The following is a 16,285-nucleotide window of genomic DNA, read 5'->3' on the forward strand; positions in this document are numbered from 1 at the left end:
CAAATTTTTTTGCATGCGGGGACTTGTCAGTACCGGAATAATTTTCGATAATTATTCTCATGTACATTTGCGTATGTAATGCCATCACCGAACGCCAAGTCCGCGCCAGCGTGGACGCGGGCGCGACGTCGCTTTCCGACCTGCAATTCGAGCTGGGCGTCGCCACGTGCTGCGGCTGCTGTGCGGCTACCGCCGCCGAATACCTGCCGGGCGGCCGCTGCTCCAGCGTGTGCGACGTGCGCTCGATCGCCGTTCCGGTCAACCCGCCGGCCGCCATGGCCGAACCGGGCGCCGCCGCGGCGAACAGCAGCTATCCGGTCATCCAGGTCGCCGTCGCCTGAACGGCGGCGTCCCCCTCGGCTCGCTGGCCTGGTCCCGCGAGCCGTCGCATTTCTGCTTCACAAAACTCCCTGATCGTTTCCCCCAGGTCGCGCACCGCTTCACGTGCGGGTTGCGACACGCATAGCGCCAGCTCGGACGACGGTACGGCGGGAAACGCCTCGTCCACCTGACGGTGCCCCGCTGCCATGCAGCGCCGTTCCAGCAAGGCCACCCCCAAGCCCCCGGCCAGCGCGGCCTGCAGCCCCATCAGGTTGGGGCTTTCGTAGGCGATGCGCCACCGGCGCCCGGCCTGTTCCAGCGCGTGAATGGCACGGTTGCGATAGATGCATCCCTGCGGAAAAGCCACCAGGGGCACGGGTTCGCTCGCGGTCGGCAGTTCGCCCGGGCCGGCAATCCAGTGCAGGTGCTCGGGCCATGCGGCCAGTGCCGCGCCCACGCCCGGTTCGCGCTTGAGCAGCGCTATGTCCAGGTCGCCGCGTTCCAGGCTGCGAGTGAGGGCGACGGTCAGGTCGCAACGCACGGACAGCTGCACGGCCGGGCGGGCGCGGGTAAATTGCGCCACCACGGCGGTCAGGGTGTCGGCCGCGAAGTCGTCCGGAATGCCCAGTCGAATCACCTCGACCCGCTTGCGCCCGCTGACCGCCTCGCGCACCTCGGTGGACAACGCCAGCATGCGTCGGGCATAGCCCAGCAGGCGTTCGCCGTCCTCGGTCAGGTGCACCTGGCGGCCGTCGCGCACGAACAGCGCACATTCGAGCGTCTCTTCGAGCTTGCGGATCTGCTGGCTGACGGTGGACTGGCTGCGGTGTACGCGCTCGCCGGCCCGGGTGAAACCGCCCGCGTCCACCACCGAGACAAAGCTGTGCAATAGATCCAGATCCAGCATGGCAATCGCCTTTCCATTGGTTTTTCAAATACTTTTGATCCAAATAAAGCGTTTGTCAATGGATAGGGCCGCGCCCAGAATGGGCTCCTCATTCCTGCCTGTCTACCTTGGACCTGCCCATGAAGGCCTCCTCTGCCCTTCCCGCCTCGCTTCCCGCGGCCTCACCCGACGGCACGCCCATGGGCGTGGCCTGGGCGCCCATCGCGGCCTTTTGCTTTCTGTGGAGTTCGGCATTTGCCGCGGCCAAGATCGCGGTGCGCGACTGCCCGCCGCTGACCCTGCTGACCGTGCGCTTCCTGATCGCGGGAGCATTGATGCTGGGGGTGGCGGTGGCCAGCGGCCGCTGGTCGCGTCCCAGTGGCCGTGACGTGGCGGCGCTGGTGCTGTTGGGCGTGCTGAACAACGCGCTGTACCTGGGTCTGAGCTGGAGCGGCATGACCACCGTGTCGTCGGCGTTCACGGCCGTGCTGATCAGCACCAATCCGCTGTTGATCGGTGTGCTGGCCGGGCCGGTACTGGGCGAGCGGCTGGGCTGGCGCAAGTTGCTGGGATTGTGCCTGGGCCTGGCCGGCGTGGCGCTGGTGTTGCGGTCGCGCCTGTCGGGCATGCAGGAGGACCTGCACGGCACGCTGCTGGTCACGGGGGGCCTGGTGGCACTGGTGGCCGGCACGCTGCTCTACAAGCGCCTGAAGCCCGCGACAGGCCTGTGGACGGCCACCGGCATTCAATCATTGGCCGGCGCCGTCGCGCTGTTGCCCATTGCCCTGCTGCACGACAACCTTGCCGAGGCGCGCTTCACGGCCAGTCTGTTCTGGAGCATGGCCTACATGATCGTGGCGGTGTCGATCGGCGGCTACTACCTGTGGTTCATGATCCTGGGCCGCGCCAGCGCCACCGCCGCCAGCGCGCTGCATTTCCTGATGCCGCCCCTGGGCCTGCTGTTCGGCTGGCTGGTGCTGCGCGAATCAGTGTCGTGGCTGGACTTGCTGGGCATCGTGCCGATCGCGCTCGGTATCTGGCTCGCCACGCGGCGCGCCCCTTGAGATGCAGGGCGTGCACGCGCGGGGTCCTACCAGGCCGCCATGGTGCGCGGATCTTGGGGCGAGGCCACACGCGGCGCGATCATTGCCGCGGGTTGTTCTGGCACAACGCGACGCGGTGGCGGAAATCGGTGCGCAAACGTGCCGAGGGATTGCTTGAACACGGCGTGATGCGGCCGTGAATGAGGGCCGATTCATGCCATGCGCGCGCTCACAAGGCGCAGATAAGCTGCGCCGTGCCTGCAAATCATCACGCACACATACTCATTCTCATTTGTTTGTCGCTTTCTTGTAGCGCTCGTAAAGCGGTTTACCAAATGCGCGCCAAGGCTAGTCGCGGCCCCGCGCAGGATGGTAGTCTGCCGGGGTTGCGTACTCGCGGCATCGTGCGCTTCTTGTCGCGATGCGATGCGCGTCGCGCCTGACTGCAAGGAGTCCATTATGAAAGGCGATAAAACCGTCATCCAGTTCCTGAACAAGCAACTGACCAACGAACTGACGGCGATCAACCAGTATTTCCTGCATGCGCGCATGCTGAACCACTGGGGCTTCGACAAGCTGGGCAAGCACGAATACGAAGAGTCCATCGGCGAAATGAAGCATGCTGATCGTCTGATCGCGCGCATCTTCATGCTCGATGGCCTGCCCAACCTGCAAGACCTGCACAAGCTGCTGATCGGCGAAGACGTGCCTGAGCTGCTGGCTTGTGACCTGAAGCTGGAACAAGCTGCACACGCCACCGTCAAGGAAGCGATCGCGCACTGTGAATCCGTGCGTGACTACGTGTCGCGCGATCTGTTCCAGGACATCCTGGACGACACGGAAGAGCACATCGACTACCTGGAAACCCAGATCGACCTGATCGACAAGGTCGGCCTGCAGAACTACCTGCAAAGCCAGATGTCCGTGCCCGAGTGATTGCCATCGCGGCATGAAAATGGCGCCCCTGGGGGCGCCATTTTTTTTACCCTCGCGCCCTGCGCGACAAGGTCGGTGGGCTTACTGCGGACGGGCCGGGCATTCGGCCATGGTGCCCCAGGCACGATTGGGCGCACAGTACTTGTTGCGCGCCGCCCAGGAACACGACGGGCGGTCGAAGAATCCTTGCGAGGCACACTGCGCCAGTTCGCGCTTGAGCGCATCTTGCCAGCCGGGCGCGCCAGGCGCCGGCGACGAGTTGGGCGGGGGGGGCTGCACCATCTGCGGGTTGCCGTAGCCGCCGGCCTGCACTTGGGCCGGCGCTTGTTGGGCCTGGCCGCCGTTGACGGCGGTGCCGGTGCCGGGCGCTTGCAGATCGAGCGTGCTGACGTCGGACGACCCCTGCGGCAGCGGCACTTCGGAAGCGGCGGCGATTTCGCGCGCCTGTTCCTGGGTGATGCGTTCGCGCGAGAGCTTCACGGCCGGGTCGCTGACGGTATCGAACAGGGAAACCGTGTTGATGGCCCATTCGCGGTCGGCGGGCTTGTCGGGCACGCCGAGCGTGCCGTCGATGCGCGGCTGCGGCGGCTGGGCCACGTAGGGACGCCCGTTGGCGTCGAGCACGGGCTGCTGCGACGCGGCCGCATCCTGGCCGGGCGCAGGCGCGGCGGGCGGCGCATGCGCCACCAGCCAATCACCCAGTTGAATACCGCCCCAGGCCGACGCGCCGAGCGCCAGCAGAAGCGTTGCGAATAATAAACGCCAAGACATTGCTACCCTCATGTGCCGTGCGGTACCCGAACGGGTCTACGCCTTGTCTCCGAAGACCTTGCCGCCGTGCTCTCGCATGGCGTGGAATTTCACATCCGGATACAGTTCCTCGGCCACGCGCAACTGCGCGGGAGAACTGATCAAAAACGCCGCCGCATCGACCACATCATAGGCGATATGAGCCGCATTGGCATCCATGAACTTGCGCAGCGCCTTGGGGTTTTCAGACGTAATCCAACGTGCCATTGTGTAGCGCGAAGGCAGCATCCGGGCGTCTACGCCGTACTCGGTTTTCAAGCGGTGGGCGACCACTTCGAACTGCAGTTGGCCGACCGCGCCGAGCAGCAGCGAGCCGCCGGCAGCCTCGGGACGGAACACCTGGATGGCGCCCTCTTCGCCCAGCTGGGTCAGGCCGGTACGCAATTGCTTGGTGCGCAGCGGGTCCTTCACTTCAACCGCCTGGAACAGTTCCGGCGCGAAGAACGGCAGGCCGGTGAACTGCAGGGTTTCGCCTTCGGTCAGCACGTCGCCCAGTTGCAGCACGCCGTGGTTGGGAATGCCGATCACGTCGCCGGCATAGGCTTCGTCGAGCAGTTCGCGGCGCTGCGACAGGAACGACACGACGTTGTTGGGGCGCATTTCCTTGTTGGTGCGCGCGACCTTCAGGCGCATGCCGCGTTCGAAGCGGCCGGAGCTGACGCGCACGAAGGCGACGCGATCGCGGTGGGCCGGGTCCATGTTGGCCTGCACCTTGAAGACGACGCCGGTGAACTTGGGTTCTTCGGGTTGCACTTCACGCTGCAAGGCCATGCGCGGGCCAGGCGGCGGGGCCTGCTCGACCAGGGCGTCCAGCACTTCCTGCACGCCGAAGTTGTTGATGGCCGAACCGAAGAACACCGGGGTCTGCTTGCCGGCCAGGAATTGCGCGCGGTCGAACGCGGGCGCGGCTTCGTTGATCAGTTCGATCTCGCCGCTGGCCTGTTCGAAGGCCGAGCCGAAGCGGCGGCCGATCTCGGGGTTGGACAGGCCTTCGATGAAGTCGTCATTGTCCGAGCGGCGCTCTTGTCCGGGGCGGAACACGCGCATGCGGTCGCGGCGGATGTCGAACACGCCGCCGAAGGCCTTGCCCATGCCGACGGGCCAAGAGAATGGCACGGCGTCCATGCCCAGGTGGCCTTCGATTTCGGACAGCAGTTCGAGCGGCTCGCGCACTTCGCGGTCCATCTTGTTGATGAACGTGATGATGGGGGTATTGCGGGCCCGGCAGACCTGCAGCAGGCGGATCGTCTGCGGTTCGACGCCGTTGGCGGCGTCGATGACCATCAGCGCGGCATCCACCGCCGTCAGCACCCGGTAGGTGTCTTCGGAGAAGTCCTGGTGGCCCGGGGTGTCGAGCAGGTTGATGACGCAGTCGCGGTATTCCATCTGCATCACCGAGGACGCCACGGAAATGCCGCGCTGCTTTTCGATTTCCATCCAGTCGGACGAGGCGTGGCGCGACGCCTTGCGCGCCTTGACGCTGCCGGCGATCTGGATCGCGCCTGCAAACAGCAGCAGCTTTTCGGTCAGCGTGGTCTTGCCCGCGTCAGGGTGGGAAATGATGGCGAACGTGCGGCGCCGCGCGACTTCTTGAGGGATGTTCATGATCGGAGGATTCTACTCAACGCCGCATTTCAGTCCGGCGCGGTCCGGTATCGTGCATCAAAACAAGCGGGGCACGCGCCGCTGCCGGCGCGTGCCCCGCGCGGGAAAATTCAGGAATGGCGGCGGAACGACGCCAGGAACACGCCGGCCAGGATGAACAGCGAACCGAAGGTGCGGTTCATCCAGCGGATGTGCTTGGCATCGCGCAGCAGGCGCAGCACGCGGGCGGCCAACAGGGTGTAGACACCCATCGCGACCAGGTCGGTGAACGCCAGCGTGCCCGCCAGCGCCGCGTACTGCGGCGTGAGCGGCAAGGCGGTATCGACGAACTGCGGCACCACGGCCAGCAGGAACACCGTGCCCTTGGGGTTCATGGTGTTGATCAGGAAACCGCGCATGACCAGCTCGCGGATCGAGGCCTGCTTGGGATCGCCCGCGTCCACCGCGACAGGCGCGGCGTCGGTGCGGATCTGGCGCACGCCCAGGTAGATCAGGTAGGCCACGCCCAGGTACTTGACCACGTTGAAGGCCATCTCGGACGTGGCCAGCACCGCGCCCAGGCCGACAGCGACCACGACGAACTGGAACAGGATGCCCATGATGAGGCCGGCCGTGTTCCAGTAGCCGCGTGCGAATCCGTATTTCAGTCCGGAAGACATGGCCGAAATGGCCCCTGCGCCGGGAGAGAACGAAATGGCCCAGGAGGCCAGGAAGAACGTCAACCAGGTTGAGAGGGGCATGATGGCGCGGGTCCGTGGGTCGCTGTGAGGGAGGTGCCTGGGATATTACTTGGACAGCAGCGCGGCGCGGGGCGCGCCTGCCGGACGACCCGAGCCGCCGTTGCCGGCGGGACGTGCCGAGCCTTCGGGGCGGCGGTGGTTCTGCTGCGGGCGGGCCTCGTTGCGGCCGGCGTGGGCCGGGCGTTCGGCGGGCTTGCCGTCGCGCGGTGCCGGGTTGCCGCGGCCTTCGCCGGCGGCGCGGGCCGGGGCCGGCGCACGGCCGCTGCCGGCGCTGCGCGGCGCGGCGTTGGCCGGGCGCGAGCGGCGGTCGCCACCGTTGCCATTGCCACCGCGGCCGCCATTGCGGTTGCCGCCGCGCGGGGAGCGCGCGTCTTCGTCGCGTTCCTGGCGGTCAAAGGCCGCCGCGCTGGTGGCGGGCGGGGTCCAATCCAGTACCGGCTTGCGCTCGATGGTCTTCTTGATCAGGCGCTCGATGTCCTTGAGCAGCTTGATTTCGCTGTTATCCACCAGCGAGACCGCGGCGCCCGTGGCGCCGGCGCGGCCCGTGCGGCCGATGCGGTGCACGTAGTCTTCCGGCACGTTGGGCAATTCGAAGTTCACCACCTGGGGCAGCTGGTCGATGTCCAGGCCGCGGGCAGCGATGTCGGTGGCCACCAGGACCGTGACGGTGCCGTCCTTGAAGCCGGCCAGCGCGCGGGTGCGGGCCGATTGGCTCTTGTTGCCGTGGATGGCGGCGGCGGTCAGGCCGTCTTTCACGAGCTTTTCGGCCAGGCGGTTGGCGCCGTGCTTGGTGCGCGTGAACACCAGCACCTGGTGCCAGCCGCTTTCGCGGATGATGTGGCTGATCAGGTCGCGCTTGTGGTGCTGTTCGACCAGGTGCACCGTCTGGGTGACCAGTTCGGTGGCGGTGTTGCGCGGGGTGACCGAGACTTCGCCCGGATCATTCAGCACGCCGCGGGCCAGTGCACGGATTTCGTCCGAGAACGTGGCCGAGAACAGCAGGTTCTGGCGCTGCTTGGGCAGCAGGGCCAGGATCTTGCGGATGTCGCGGATGAAGCCCATGTCCAGCATGCGGTCGGCTTCGTCCAGCACCAGGATCTCGACGCCGGACAGGTCGACGGTCTTCTGGCCGCAGTGGTCCAGCAGGCGGCCGGGCGTGGCCACCAGGATGTCCAGCGGCTTGCGCAGCGCGGAGATCTGGGGGTTGATGTTGACGCCGCCGAACATCACCATGGACGTCAGCGAGGTGTGCTTGCCGTAGGTCTGCACCGATTCGGCGACCTGCGCGGTCAGTTCACGCGTCGGGGTCAGGATCAGGCAACGGGGGCGGCCGGGCTTGCGGGCCTCGGGCTTTTTCTGCATCAGCAGATGCAGGATGGGCAGCGTGAAGCCAGCGGTCTTGCCGGTGCCGGTCTGGGCGGCGGCGAGCAGGTCGCCACCTTTCAGGACCTGCGGGATCGCCTGGGCCTGGATGGGGGTGGGTGCGGTATAGCCGGTGTCGGCAATGGCGCGCAACAGGGAATCAGCCAGCCCGAGGTCGGCGAAAGAGGAAGAGGTAGTCAAAACAACTCCAGCGGCAGCCCGTCGCTCAAGTTGAGAGACTCCAATCCAGGCGGACGAATAAGGAGAAAAGGGAAGCGCCCTTATTGGGCGAAGCTTGGCGGCGAAGTGCCTAGCGGACGTGTGCAGATTGGCAAAGCACACAGGGCGATTGTAGCTGATGCGGCGCCGCAACACCCGCGGAATTCCCGTCGGAGGTATAACTAAGTAACATTTAGCAGCTCCTATTACGATTTAGGTGTAATCCCTAGTGCGACCCTCCCTATAATCCGAGCGCTTATCTCCCACATAAAGAAATAAAGGGTTGCTATGAAAAAGGCGGCAGTAGCGGGTTTGGTCGTTGCGCTGGGCGCAATCTGGACGGGCACGGCCTGGTACACGGGCCAGAAGGCCGAGGCGTTCGTCAAACAGTCGATTGACGAAGGCAACGTCGAACTCAAGAAGGTTGCCGACAAATGGGGCGTGACCGCCGTGATCGAACTGATGTCGTTCGAGCGCGGCGTGTTTTCCTCGTCCGAGCGCTATCGCGTGAAGTTCACGCTGCCCGCCAAGGATGGCAAGCCGGCCGAAGAGCACGAGGTCCAGTTCACCGAGCAACTGGATCACGGCCCCTTCCCGCTGTCGAACCTGACCTCGGGCAAGCTGGCGCCGGCCATGGTCGCCAGCCGCTTCAAGATCGAGGAAACGCCTGCCGTCAAGGGCTGGTTCACGGCCACCAAGGGCGCCACGCCGCTGTCCGGCGCCTATAGCGTCAGCTATGGCAAGAACATCACCGGCACGTTCAACCTGGCCCCGGCTGAAGCCACCAGCAACGCCACCACGCTGACCTTTGCCGGCATGACGGGCGATGTCGAGTACGAAACCGCCACCAAGCACGGCGTCTTCGCCATGAAGAGCGACAGCGTGGCGCTGTCGGGTCCGGCCGACGAAAGCGACATCGTGGGCATGACCATCAAGGGCATCGCGTTCAACAGCGACCTGACCCCGGGCAAGAGCGACATGCTCATGGGCAGCCAGAAGATGACCTTCAAGGATTGGACGATTTCGTCCAAGACCCGTCCGCCGGTGCAGTTCAAGGACACCACCGTGGCCGTGGACCTGTCGGAAGCGGATGCCGGCGTGAGCGGCAAGTTGATGCTGGACTTCGGCATGATCAATGTCGAGAACAAGGACATGGCGGGCGTGCAGCTGGCCCTGGGCCTGACGAACCTGGACCCGAAGGCGCTCAAGGCCCTGAACGACGTGTATGAAGCCGCATCGCGCCGCATGGTGCAAAGCGGCGAGCAGAAGTCGCCGGAGTTCACGCCGGAAGAGCAGCAAGTGCTCAAGACCAACGTCGAGCTGCTGCTGGCCGGCAACCCCGGCCTGTCGGTGTCGCCCCTGCAAGTGCGCACCACCAACGGTACGTCGACGTTCAAGCTGGACGTGAGCCTGGCCAAGCCGGCCTCGGTGGACCAGCCCGCCTCGGATGTGGCCATGCAGGCGATCCGCAAGCTGGACGCCAAGCTGGTGCTGTCCAAGGGCAACATGGCAGACCTGATGGCGATCCAGCCGCAACTGCAAGGCGTGCCGGCCGACCGTGCGGCCCAGACCGCCAAGGGCCAGGCCGAAATGGTGGGCACGATGGCGACCGCCATGGGCGTGGCCAAGGTCGAAAACGACAATATCGTTTCGTACCTGAACTATGCTGATGGCCAGGTGGACTTCAACGGCAAGAAGATGCCGCTGCAACAGTTCATGATGATGGTCATGAGCGGTGCAATGGGTGGCATGCGCTAAGCCCTTCCGCGCACGGATCGGACGCGCCGGCGGGATGCCGGCGCCCATTGCGGGCTGCGGCGCCTTCGGGCGCGGCAGCCCGTTTTTCATGTGACGATCACAACACCAAAAGGGGCATCATGAGAAAGTGGGTATCGACAGGCTGCGCGGTGGTGGCGCTGGGTGCGATCTGGACCGCCACCGCCTGGTACACCGGCAAGCAGCTGGAGGCGGGGCTGGGACCCTTGGCCGAGACGGCCAATGCGCAGGCGCGGCAGATCGGCTTGACGGTGATGGGCCAGCCCGTGTCGTTCGAACAGGTGTCGTTCGAGCGGGGCGTGTTCACATCGCACGCCCGCTATCGCGTTCTGGCCACGCCGTCCGAGCGGGACCGCGTTGCCGACAAGCAGGACGTCCAGTTCCTGGCGCGCATCGATCATGGCCCTTTTCCCCTGTTCCGGCTTGCCGAAGGCCATTTCATGCCCGCCATGGCCGCCGCCCGCGTGCAGTTGGCCCAGACGCCCTCGACCGCCGCATGGTTCAGCGGAGCCAAGGGCGCGGCGCCGGCGATGGCCGAGGCCGTGGCCAGCTATGGCCGGGTGGTATCGGGCACGTTGACGCTGGCGCCGGTGGATTATGCGCAGGACGGCACCACGGCCAGCTTCTCGGGCCTGCAGGCCCGGGCCAGCGTGGCGCCGGATGGCAGGCACACGACGTTTGCCGTTGCGGCCGAGAAGATGGATTCCACCGAGCCGTTCGACGAAAAGGGCGTCACGCGTACGCGCCGGCTGTCATTGCGCGGGCTGGACTTCTCGCACGAATCGACCCAGGCCGCCGACGGCGCGGTGACCAGCACCAGCCAGGCGGCGATCAAGCACTGGACGGTAGAGATCGACGATCAGCCGGTCACGTTGCGCGATCTGGTCGTGACGGCCGACGCCAGCGGTACGCGCAGCGCCATGAACAGCACGTTCAAGGCGCAGGTCGCAGGGATCGATGTGCGCGGCACGCAGGTGGCCAGCGTGCGCATGACGGCCCGCGCAGCCAACGTGGACCTGGCCTCGTTCGAGGCCTTTCGCGGCATGATGGAGCAGGCCGAGGGCGGCGCATCGATGGGCGAGAAAATGGAGGGCATGGCGCATCTGATGAAGTTCCTGCTGGCCAAGCCGGCCTTCGCGGTGGACACGTTGCAGGTGGACACGCCCAGCGGCCCGGCGACGCTGCGGCTGGAGGTGGCACTGGATGCGCCTACGCTGTGGAACCGCGCGCCGGCCGCGATCATCAAGGAAACCGTGAAGAAGCTGGACTTGCGCCTGAGCGTGCCCACCGAGAGCCTGGTGGACCTGATCTCGGTGCGTGGCCTGGCAGAGGGGCAGCCTGCCGAGGTCGCGCGCGACGCGGCGCGTCAGCAGGCCGATGCCATCCGCGACCGGTTCCTGCAGAGTCAATGGGGGCGTCAGGACGGCGACAAGCTGGTCACCAATCTGAACTTCGAGGGTGGACAGGTGGAAATCAACGGCGAACGCATGACAGTCGATGCGTTCATGACCCGGCCGCTGATGCCGCGCTATCGCTGAGACGCCGCGGACCCGCGCGAGGGTCCGCGTCCGCGGGACTTCAAGCCGGCAAGGCCCCCGCCGCCACATCGCCGTTACGCAGTACCGCCACGTGCGAGCGCTTGTCGGCGGCCTTCATGATGTCTTCGGTGGGGTCGCCCTGCACCAGCAGCAGGTCGGCCACGTTGCCTTCCAGCACGGCGCCGTGCCGGTCCATGCCCATCAGGTCGTGGCCGCGGGATGTGCCGGCGATCAGCGCGTCAATCGGCGTCATGCCGAACTCGACCATGTAGGCCAGTTCCATCGCGTTGTCGCCATGCAGGTTGAACGGCGTGCCGGCGTCGGTGCCCAGCGCGATGCGGCCGCCGGCCTTGTAGTACATCTGGATGGATTCTCGATGGCGCTGTTCTACCGCGCGGGCTTTTTCCACCGCGTAGGCCGGAATGCCGTTGTCGGCGTTGGCCACGATGTTGCGCACGGCGGCGATGGTCGGGACCAGGTAGGTCTGGGCCTCCAGCATTTCGCGCAGGCAGTCCTCGTCCATGAAGATGCCGTGCTCGATCGAGTCGATGCCGGCGCGAACCGCATTCAGGATGCCTTGGGTGCCCTGCGCGTGGCTGGCCGTGCTTTTGCGAAAGCGCTTGGCTTCGTGCACCCCGGCCTTCATTTCGTCGAAGCTGTAGTGGGCATCCATGGGGCTGACGCCCGGCGTCATGACGCCGCCGGTGGCCATGATCTTGACGAGGTCGCAGCCGGCATGCACCTGCTCGCGCACCGCCTTGACCACTTCCTCGCAGCCGTCGGCCACGCGGCCGATGCGGTTGCCGTGCCCGCCCGTCATGCAGATGATGCGGCCCGAGGCCTTGATGGTCGGGCCGGGAAAGACACCCCGCGCAATGGCGTCGCGCACGCCGAATTCCAGGTAGTCCTTGCCGCCGCAGTCACGCAGCGCCGTGCAGCCGCCGCGCAGCGCCGCCTGCGCGTTTTCCAGTGCGGTCAGCGTGATTTGGGCGGGTCCTTGCTTGGCCATCTGCATCTGTGGATCGGCGCCGCCGGTGTAGACCAGGTGCACGTGGCAATCGGCCAGGCTGGGCATCAGCGTCAGGCCGTTCGTATCCACCCGTCGCCCCGCGAAGCCGGTGAATTCACCGGCCGGCGCCACGCGCACGATGCGCTCGCCTTCAACCAGCACGCCGTGATTGGGCAGGACTTTGCCCAGGCCGTCGAACACCTTGCCGCCGATGAACAGGGTTTGCCGCGTTGCCGTCATGTCTCGCTCCTTGGTATGGACTGCCCCTAGCCGATCACTTCCAGCCCCTCGCGGGACATGGCCTGCAATCGAGGCATCAGCCCCAGCAGGTGCTGGCTGTAGGGGTGCTGGGGATGTTCGAACAGGGCTTCGGTATCGGCCACTTCCAGCAGTTCGCCGTAACGCATGACGCCGACCCGATCGCACATCTGGCGGATCACCGGCAGGTCGTGGCTGATGAACAGCATGGTCAGGCCCAGCTGTTCCTGCAGGTCTTTCAGCAGGTTCAGGATCTGCGCCTGGATGGAGACGTCCAGCGCCGAGGTGGGCTCGTCGCAGATGAGGAAGCGCGGCCGCGTGGCCAGGGCCCGCGCAATGCAGATGCGCTGGCGCTGGCCGCCCGAGAATTCATGCGGAAAGCGCTCGGCGGCGCGGTCGCCCAGCCCCACGACGTCGAGCAGGTCGGCCACCACCTGGCGGGTTTCGGCTTCGTTGGCCGCCAGCTTGTGGAAGCGGATCGGCTCAGCCACGATGTCCAGCACCCGCATGCGCGGATTGAGCGACGAGAACGGGTCCTGGAAAATCATCTGGATCTGCCGGCGAAACGGATTGAGCTGCTTTTCGCCCTTGAGCGCCGTGAGGTCGGTGCCGCCGAAATTGACCGAGCCCTCGCTGGGCGTATACAGCCCCGAAATCAGCCGCGCCACGGTGGACTTGCCCGAGCCGGATTCGCCCACCAGACCGAACACCTCGCCTTCGCCGATCGAGAAATTGACACGCTTGACGGCATCCAGCGTGCGCTGGTTGCGCTTGAGCAGCGCGTTCTTGAGCACGAAGCGCATGGACAGGTCCGTGACTTGCACCAGCGGGCCGCCGGTGGCCGCGCCGAAGTCGCGGCGTTGGCCCAGCCAGTGCGTGGCCAGGTCCAGCGGCTTGGCCGGCGTCTTGACGTCTTCGATGTAGGTGACCAGCGGAAAGCGCTTGAGCTTGATGTCCGGCCGCGGCACGGCCGAGATCAGGCTGCGCGTATAGGGGTGGTCGGGGTCGCCCAGGATCTTGGCGGTGGGACCTTGCTCGACCAGCTTGCCGTGGTACAGCACGGCCACCCGGTCGGTCACGTCGGCGATCACGCCCATGTCGTGGGTGATGATGATCATGCCTACCTGTTCCTGGCGGCACAGTTTTTTCAGCAGGTCCAGGATCTGCGCCTGGATGGACACATCCAGCGCCGTGGTGGGCTCGTCCGCGATGATCACTTCAGGTTCGCAGCACAGCGCCAGCGCGATCACCACGCGCTGTCGCATGCCGCCCGAGAACTGGTGGGGATACTGCTGCACGCGCAGCTCGGGCTGGTCGATGCCGACCTGCGCCAGCAACTGCACGGCGCGCTTCTTGGCGGCCTCGTGCGTCAGGTCCAGGTGTACCAGCATGGTCTCGACCAGTTGGCTTTCCACGGTTTGCAGCGGGTCCAGCGAGGTCAGCGGGTCCTGGAAGATCATGCCGATGCGGCGGCCACGCACTTTGCGCTGCTGCGCCGGCGTCAGCGTGTCGATGCGTTCGCCATTGAGCAGCACCTGGCCGCCCGCCAGGCGGCCAGGTGCCTCGAGCAGGCCGATCACCGCATTGCCGATGGTGGACTTGCCGGCGCCGGACTCGCCGACCACGCCGAGGATCTCGCCTTTCTCCAGCGACAGCGACACGCCGTCCACGGCCACCAGGGTGCCGCGGCGGCTGGGAAATTCAATCCGGATATCTTCGATGTTGAGCAGGGCCATGACGTCCTCAGCGCAGCTTGGGGTTGAGCGCGTCGCGCAGCCAGTCGCCCAGCAGGTTGACCGACAGCACCAGCGCCACCAGCGCGATGCCGGGGAAGATGGAGATCCACCACATGCCCGAGAAAAGATAGCTGTTGCCGATGCGGATCAGCGTGCCCAGCGACGGCGCGGTGGGCGGCAGGCCCACGCCCAGGAACGACAGGGTGGCTTCGGTGATGATGGCAATGGCCAGGTGGATGGTGGCGATGACCAGCACCGGGCCCATCACGTTGGGCAGGATGTGCCGGCGCAGGATGGTGAAGCGGCCGATGCCGATCAGCCGTGCCGCCTGCACGTATTCCTTGTTGCGCTCGACCAGCGTCGAGCCTCGCACCGTGCGGGCGTACTGCACCCAGCCGGAAATGCCGATGGCGAAGATCAGCACGTACAGCGCCAACTGATCGTGCATGTCGCGCGGCAACAGCCCGCGCGCCACCCCGTCGATCAGCAGCGCCACCAGGATGGCGGGAAATGACAGCTGCACGTCGGCGATGCGCATGATGAAGCTGTCGACGCGGCCGCCGGCGTAGCCACTGATGAGGCCCAGCGTGACGCCCAGCACCATCGAGAACAGCACCGAGGCAAACCCCACCAGCAGCGACACCCGCGAGCCATACATCACGGCCGACAGGATGTCGCGGCCCTGGTCGTCGGTGCCCAGCAGGAAATCCGGGCTGCCACCCTCTTCCCAGGCGGGGGGCGTGTTGGCGTCCATGATGTTCACGGACGCTAGGTCGAACGGGTTGTGAGGGGCGATCAGGGGCGCGCCCAGCGCGCCCAGCAGAATGACCAGCGTGACGGCGGCGGCGATGATGGCGCCTGGCGAGCGCTTGAAGCTGTGCCAGAGGTCGCTGTCGGCGGCGCGCGAGAAAAAGGGAGCGATGCGGGCGATCATGGGGGGTTCCCTTATTTGCTCTGCACGCGCAGGCGCGGGTCGACGGCGAAATACAGCAGATCGACCACCAGGTTGATGACGACGAACATGAACGCGATCAGCACGAGGTAGGCGGCCATCACGGGGATGTCGACCATGCTGATGGCCTGGATGAACAGAAGGCCCATCCCCGGCCACTGGAACACGGTTTCGGTGATGATGGCGAAGGCGATGATCGAGCCGAGCTGCAGGCCGGTGATGGTAATGACCGGCACCATGGTGTTCTTGAGGGCATGGCGGAAATTGATGAGCCGCTCGGGCAGGCCGCGGGCGCGCGCGAACTTGATGAAGTCGGCGCGCAGCACTTCCAGCATTTCGGCGCGCACCAGCCGCATGATCAGGGTCATCTGGAACAGCGCCAGGGTGATGGCCGGCATGATCAGCGCGAGCAGCCCGGACTTGGTCAAAAAGCCCGTGGTCCACCAGCCCAGCCCCACCACGTCACCGCGGCCGAAGCTGGGCAGCCATCGCAATTGCACGCCGAAAAACAGGATGAGCAGGATGCCGATCAGGAAGGTGGGCAGCGAAATGCCGGCCAGCGAGATCGCCATGAAGGCCTTGGACAGTACGCCATGGCGCTTGAGCGCCGTGTAGATGCCCATCGGGATGCCCAGCGCCAGCGCCATCACGGCGGACACGAAGGACAGTTCCAGCGTGGCGGGCATGCGCTCTTCGAGCAGTTCGCTGACGGGGCGGCGATGGCGATACGAAATGCCGAAGTCGCCCCGTGCGGCGTTGGCGACGAAACGCGCGTACTGCACCAGGAACGGATCGTTCAGGCCGAGCTGTTCGCGCAGTTGGACGCGCTGTTCGGGCGTGGTGTCCTGGCCAACCATGCTGGCGATCGGGTCGCCAACGTAGCGGAACATGGAGAACGCGATCAGCGCCACCGTCAACATCACCAGCACCGACTGGATCAGCCGCTGCGCAATAAAGGAAAGCATGGTTGGATGCCCTCTTGGTCGGATAACGCCGGGCCGCGCATTGCCTGGGGCGGCAAGCGGGGCTGGTCCGGGCGCACCCGGGCGGCGGCAAGCCGCCCGGCGTTCGCTTCATGCGGCCGGCGTGTGCCT

General features: G+C 65.9%; 14 protein-coding genes. 5 read left to right on the forward strand and 9 right to left on the reverse strand.

The features are described 5' to 3' along the window. The first annotated feature begins 59 nt into the window (after window positions 1-59). Window positions 60-341, forward strand: coding sequence for a (2Fe-2S)-binding protein (locus ACUDP5_RS00705; RefSeq protein ID WP_006392288.1), 282 nt, complete (start codon window positions 60-62; stop codon window positions 339-341). Here the strand turns inward: ACUDP5_RS00705 and ACUDP5_RS00710 are convergent. Next, on the reverse strand, window positions 311-1,228 hold the full coding sequence (locus tag ACUDP5_RS00710) for a LysR substrate-binding domain-containing protein (RefSeq protein WP_263912783.1): 918 nt from the start codon (window positions 1,226-1,228) through the stop codon (window positions 311-313). The genes ACUDP5_RS00705 and ACUDP5_RS00710 overlap by 31 nt on opposite strands. A gap of 119 nt (window positions 1,229-1,347) precedes the next feature. Here ACUDP5_RS00710 and ACUDP5_RS00715 point away from each other — a divergent pair, with 119 nt between their 5' ends. After that, on the forward strand, window positions 1,348-2,271 hold the full coding sequence (locus tag ACUDP5_RS00715) for a DMT family transporter (protein WP_445657945.1): 924 nt from the start codon (window positions 1,348-1,350) through the stop codon (window positions 2,269-2,271). A gap of 438 nt (window positions 2,272-2,709) precedes the next feature. Further along, window positions 2,710-3,186 (forward strand): bacterioferritin, encoded by a 477-nt coding sequence (gene bfr, locus ACUDP5_RS00720; RefSeq protein WP_445657946.1) that lies wholly within the window; start codon window positions 2,710-2,712, stop codon window positions 3,184-3,186. Window positions 3,187-3,267: 81 nt separating this feature from the next. Here bfr and ACUDP5_RS00725 read toward each other — a convergent pair whose 3' ends face one another. The 4 genes from ACUDP5_RS00725 to ACUDP5_RS00740 form a co-directional block, all read right to left on the reverse strand. Then, window positions 3,268-3,969 carry a hypothetical protein gene (locus ACUDP5_RS00725; RefSeq protein WP_445657947.1) on the reverse strand — a complete coding sequence of 234 codons (702 nt, stop codon included), beginning with the start codon at window positions 3,967-3,969 and terminating at the stop codon, window positions 3,268-3,270. A 24-nt stretch (window positions 3,970-3,993) separates the two neighbouring features. Further along, window positions 3,994-5,601, reverse strand: coding sequence for a peptide chain release factor 3 (locus ACUDP5_RS00730; protein WP_263912786.1), 1,608 nt, complete (start codon window positions 5,599-5,601; stop codon window positions 3,994-3,996). Window positions 5,602-5,711: 110 nt separating this feature from the next. Beyond that, on the reverse strand, window positions 5,712-6,341 hold the full coding sequence (locus tag ACUDP5_RS00735; RefSeq protein ID WP_006386996.1) for a LysE family translocator: 630 nt from the start codon (window positions 6,339-6,341) through the stop codon (window positions 5,712-5,714). Between the two features lie 45 nt (window positions 6,342-6,386). Beyond that, window positions 6,387-7,904, reverse strand: coding sequence for a DEAD/DEAH box helicase (locus ACUDP5_RS00740; RefSeq protein ID WP_263912787.1), 1,518 nt, complete (start codon window positions 7,902-7,904; stop codon window positions 6,387-6,389). 306 nt (window positions 7,905-8,210) lie between these two features. Between ACUDP5_RS00740 and ACUDP5_RS00745 the strand changes: the two genes are divergently transcribed. Beyond that, a complete protein-coding gene (locus tag ACUDP5_RS00745) occupies window positions 8,211-9,680 on the forward strand; it encodes a YdgA family protein (RefSeq protein ID WP_263912788.1) in 1,470 nt (489 codons plus the stop codon). A 119-nt stretch (window positions 9,681-9,799) separates the two neighbouring features. After that, complete coding sequence (locus tag ACUDP5_RS00750) at window positions 9,800-11,236, forward strand: YdgA family protein (protein WP_445657948.1); 1,437 nt, start codon at window positions 9,800-9,802, stop codon at window positions 11,234-11,236. 40 nt (window positions 11,237-11,276) lie between these two features. Here the strand turns inward: ACUDP5_RS00750 and ACUDP5_RS00755 are convergent, their stop codons facing one another. The 4 genes from ACUDP5_RS00755 to ACUDP5_RS00770 are packed head-to-tail and all read right to left on the reverse strand — an operon-like array spanning window position 11,277 to window position 16,156. Continuing rightward, on the reverse strand, window positions 11,277-12,485 hold the full coding sequence (locus tag ACUDP5_RS00755) for an amidohydrolase family protein (RefSeq protein ID WP_445657949.1): 1,209 nt from the start codon (window positions 12,483-12,485) through the stop codon (window positions 11,277-11,279). Between the two features lie 26 nt (window positions 12,486-12,511). Further along, window positions 12,512-14,239: a dipeptide ABC transporter ATP-binding protein gene (locus ACUDP5_RS00760; RefSeq protein WP_445657950.1), complete on the reverse strand. Its 1,728-nt coding sequence runs from the start codon at window positions 14,237-14,239 to the stop codon at window positions 12,512-12,514. Between the two features lie 7 nt (window positions 14,240-14,246). Next, a complete protein-coding gene (locus tag ACUDP5_RS00765; protein WP_263912792.1) occupies window positions 14,247-15,173 on the reverse strand; it encodes an ABC transporter permease in 927 nt (308 codons plus the stop codon). 11 nt (window positions 15,174-15,184) lie between these two features. Then, entirely contained in the window at window positions 15,185-16,156 is a 972-nt protein-coding gene (locus tag ACUDP5_RS00770) for an ABC transporter permease (RefSeq protein WP_263912793.1), read from the reverse strand. Between the last annotated feature and the right edge of the window lie 129 nt (window positions 16,157-16,285).

The organism is Achromobacter sp. NCFB-sbj8-Ac1-l (assembly GCF_052695805.1).

Bases quoted from the DNA above. Each gene is read 5' to 3' on its own strand.
- ACUDP5_RS00705 (WP_006392288.1), top strand. From the start codon at position 60: ATGTACATTTGCGTATGTAATGCCATCACCGAACGCCAAGTCCGCGCC.
- ACUDP5_RS00710 (WP_263912783.1), bottom strand. From the start codon at position 1,228: ATGCTGGATCTGGATCTATTGCACAGCTTTGTCTCGGTGGTGGACGCG.
- ACUDP5_RS00715 (WP_445657945.1), top strand. From the start codon at position 1,348: ATGAAGGCCTCCTCTGCCCTTCCCGCCTCGCTTCCCGCGGCCTCACCC.
- bfr (WP_445657946.1), top strand. From the start codon at position 2,710: ATGAAAGGCGATAAAACCGTCATCCAGTTCCTGAACAAGCAACTGACC.
- ACUDP5_RS00725 (WP_445657947.1), bottom strand. From the start codon at position 3,969: ATGAGGGTAGCAATGTCTTGGCGTTTATTATTCGCAACGCTTCTGCTG.
- ACUDP5_RS00730 (WP_263912786.1), bottom strand. From the start codon at position 5,601: ATGAACATCCCTCAAGAAGTCGCGCGGCGCCGCACGTTCGCCATCATT.
- ACUDP5_RS00735 (WP_006386996.1), bottom strand. From the start codon at position 6,341: ATGCCCCTCTCAACCTGGTTGACGTTCTTCCTGGCCTCCTGGGCCATT.
- ACUDP5_RS00745 (WP_263912788.1), top strand. From the start codon at position 8,211: ATGAAAAAGGCGGCAGTAGCGGGTTTGGTCGTTGCGCTGGGCGCAATC.
- ACUDP5_RS00750 (WP_445657948.1), top strand. From the start codon at position 9,800: ATGAGAAAGTGGGTATCGACAGGCTGCGCGGTGGTGGCGCTGGGTGCG.
- ACUDP5_RS00755 (WP_445657949.1), bottom strand. From the start codon at position 12,485: ATGACGGCAACGCGGCAAACCCTGTTCATCGGCGGCAAGGTGTTCGAC.
- ACUDP5_RS00760 (WP_445657950.1), bottom strand. From the start codon at position 14,239: ATGGCCCTGCTCAACATCGAAGATATCCGGATTGAATTTCCCAGCCGC.
- ACUDP5_RS00765 (WP_263912792.1), bottom strand. From the start codon at position 15,173: ATGATCGCCCGCATCGCTCCCTTTTTCTCGCGCGCCGCCGACAGCGAC.
- ACUDP5_RS00770 (WP_263912793.1), bottom strand. From the start codon at position 16,156: ATGCTTTCCTTTATTGCGCAGCGGCTGATCCAGTCGGTGCTGGTGATG.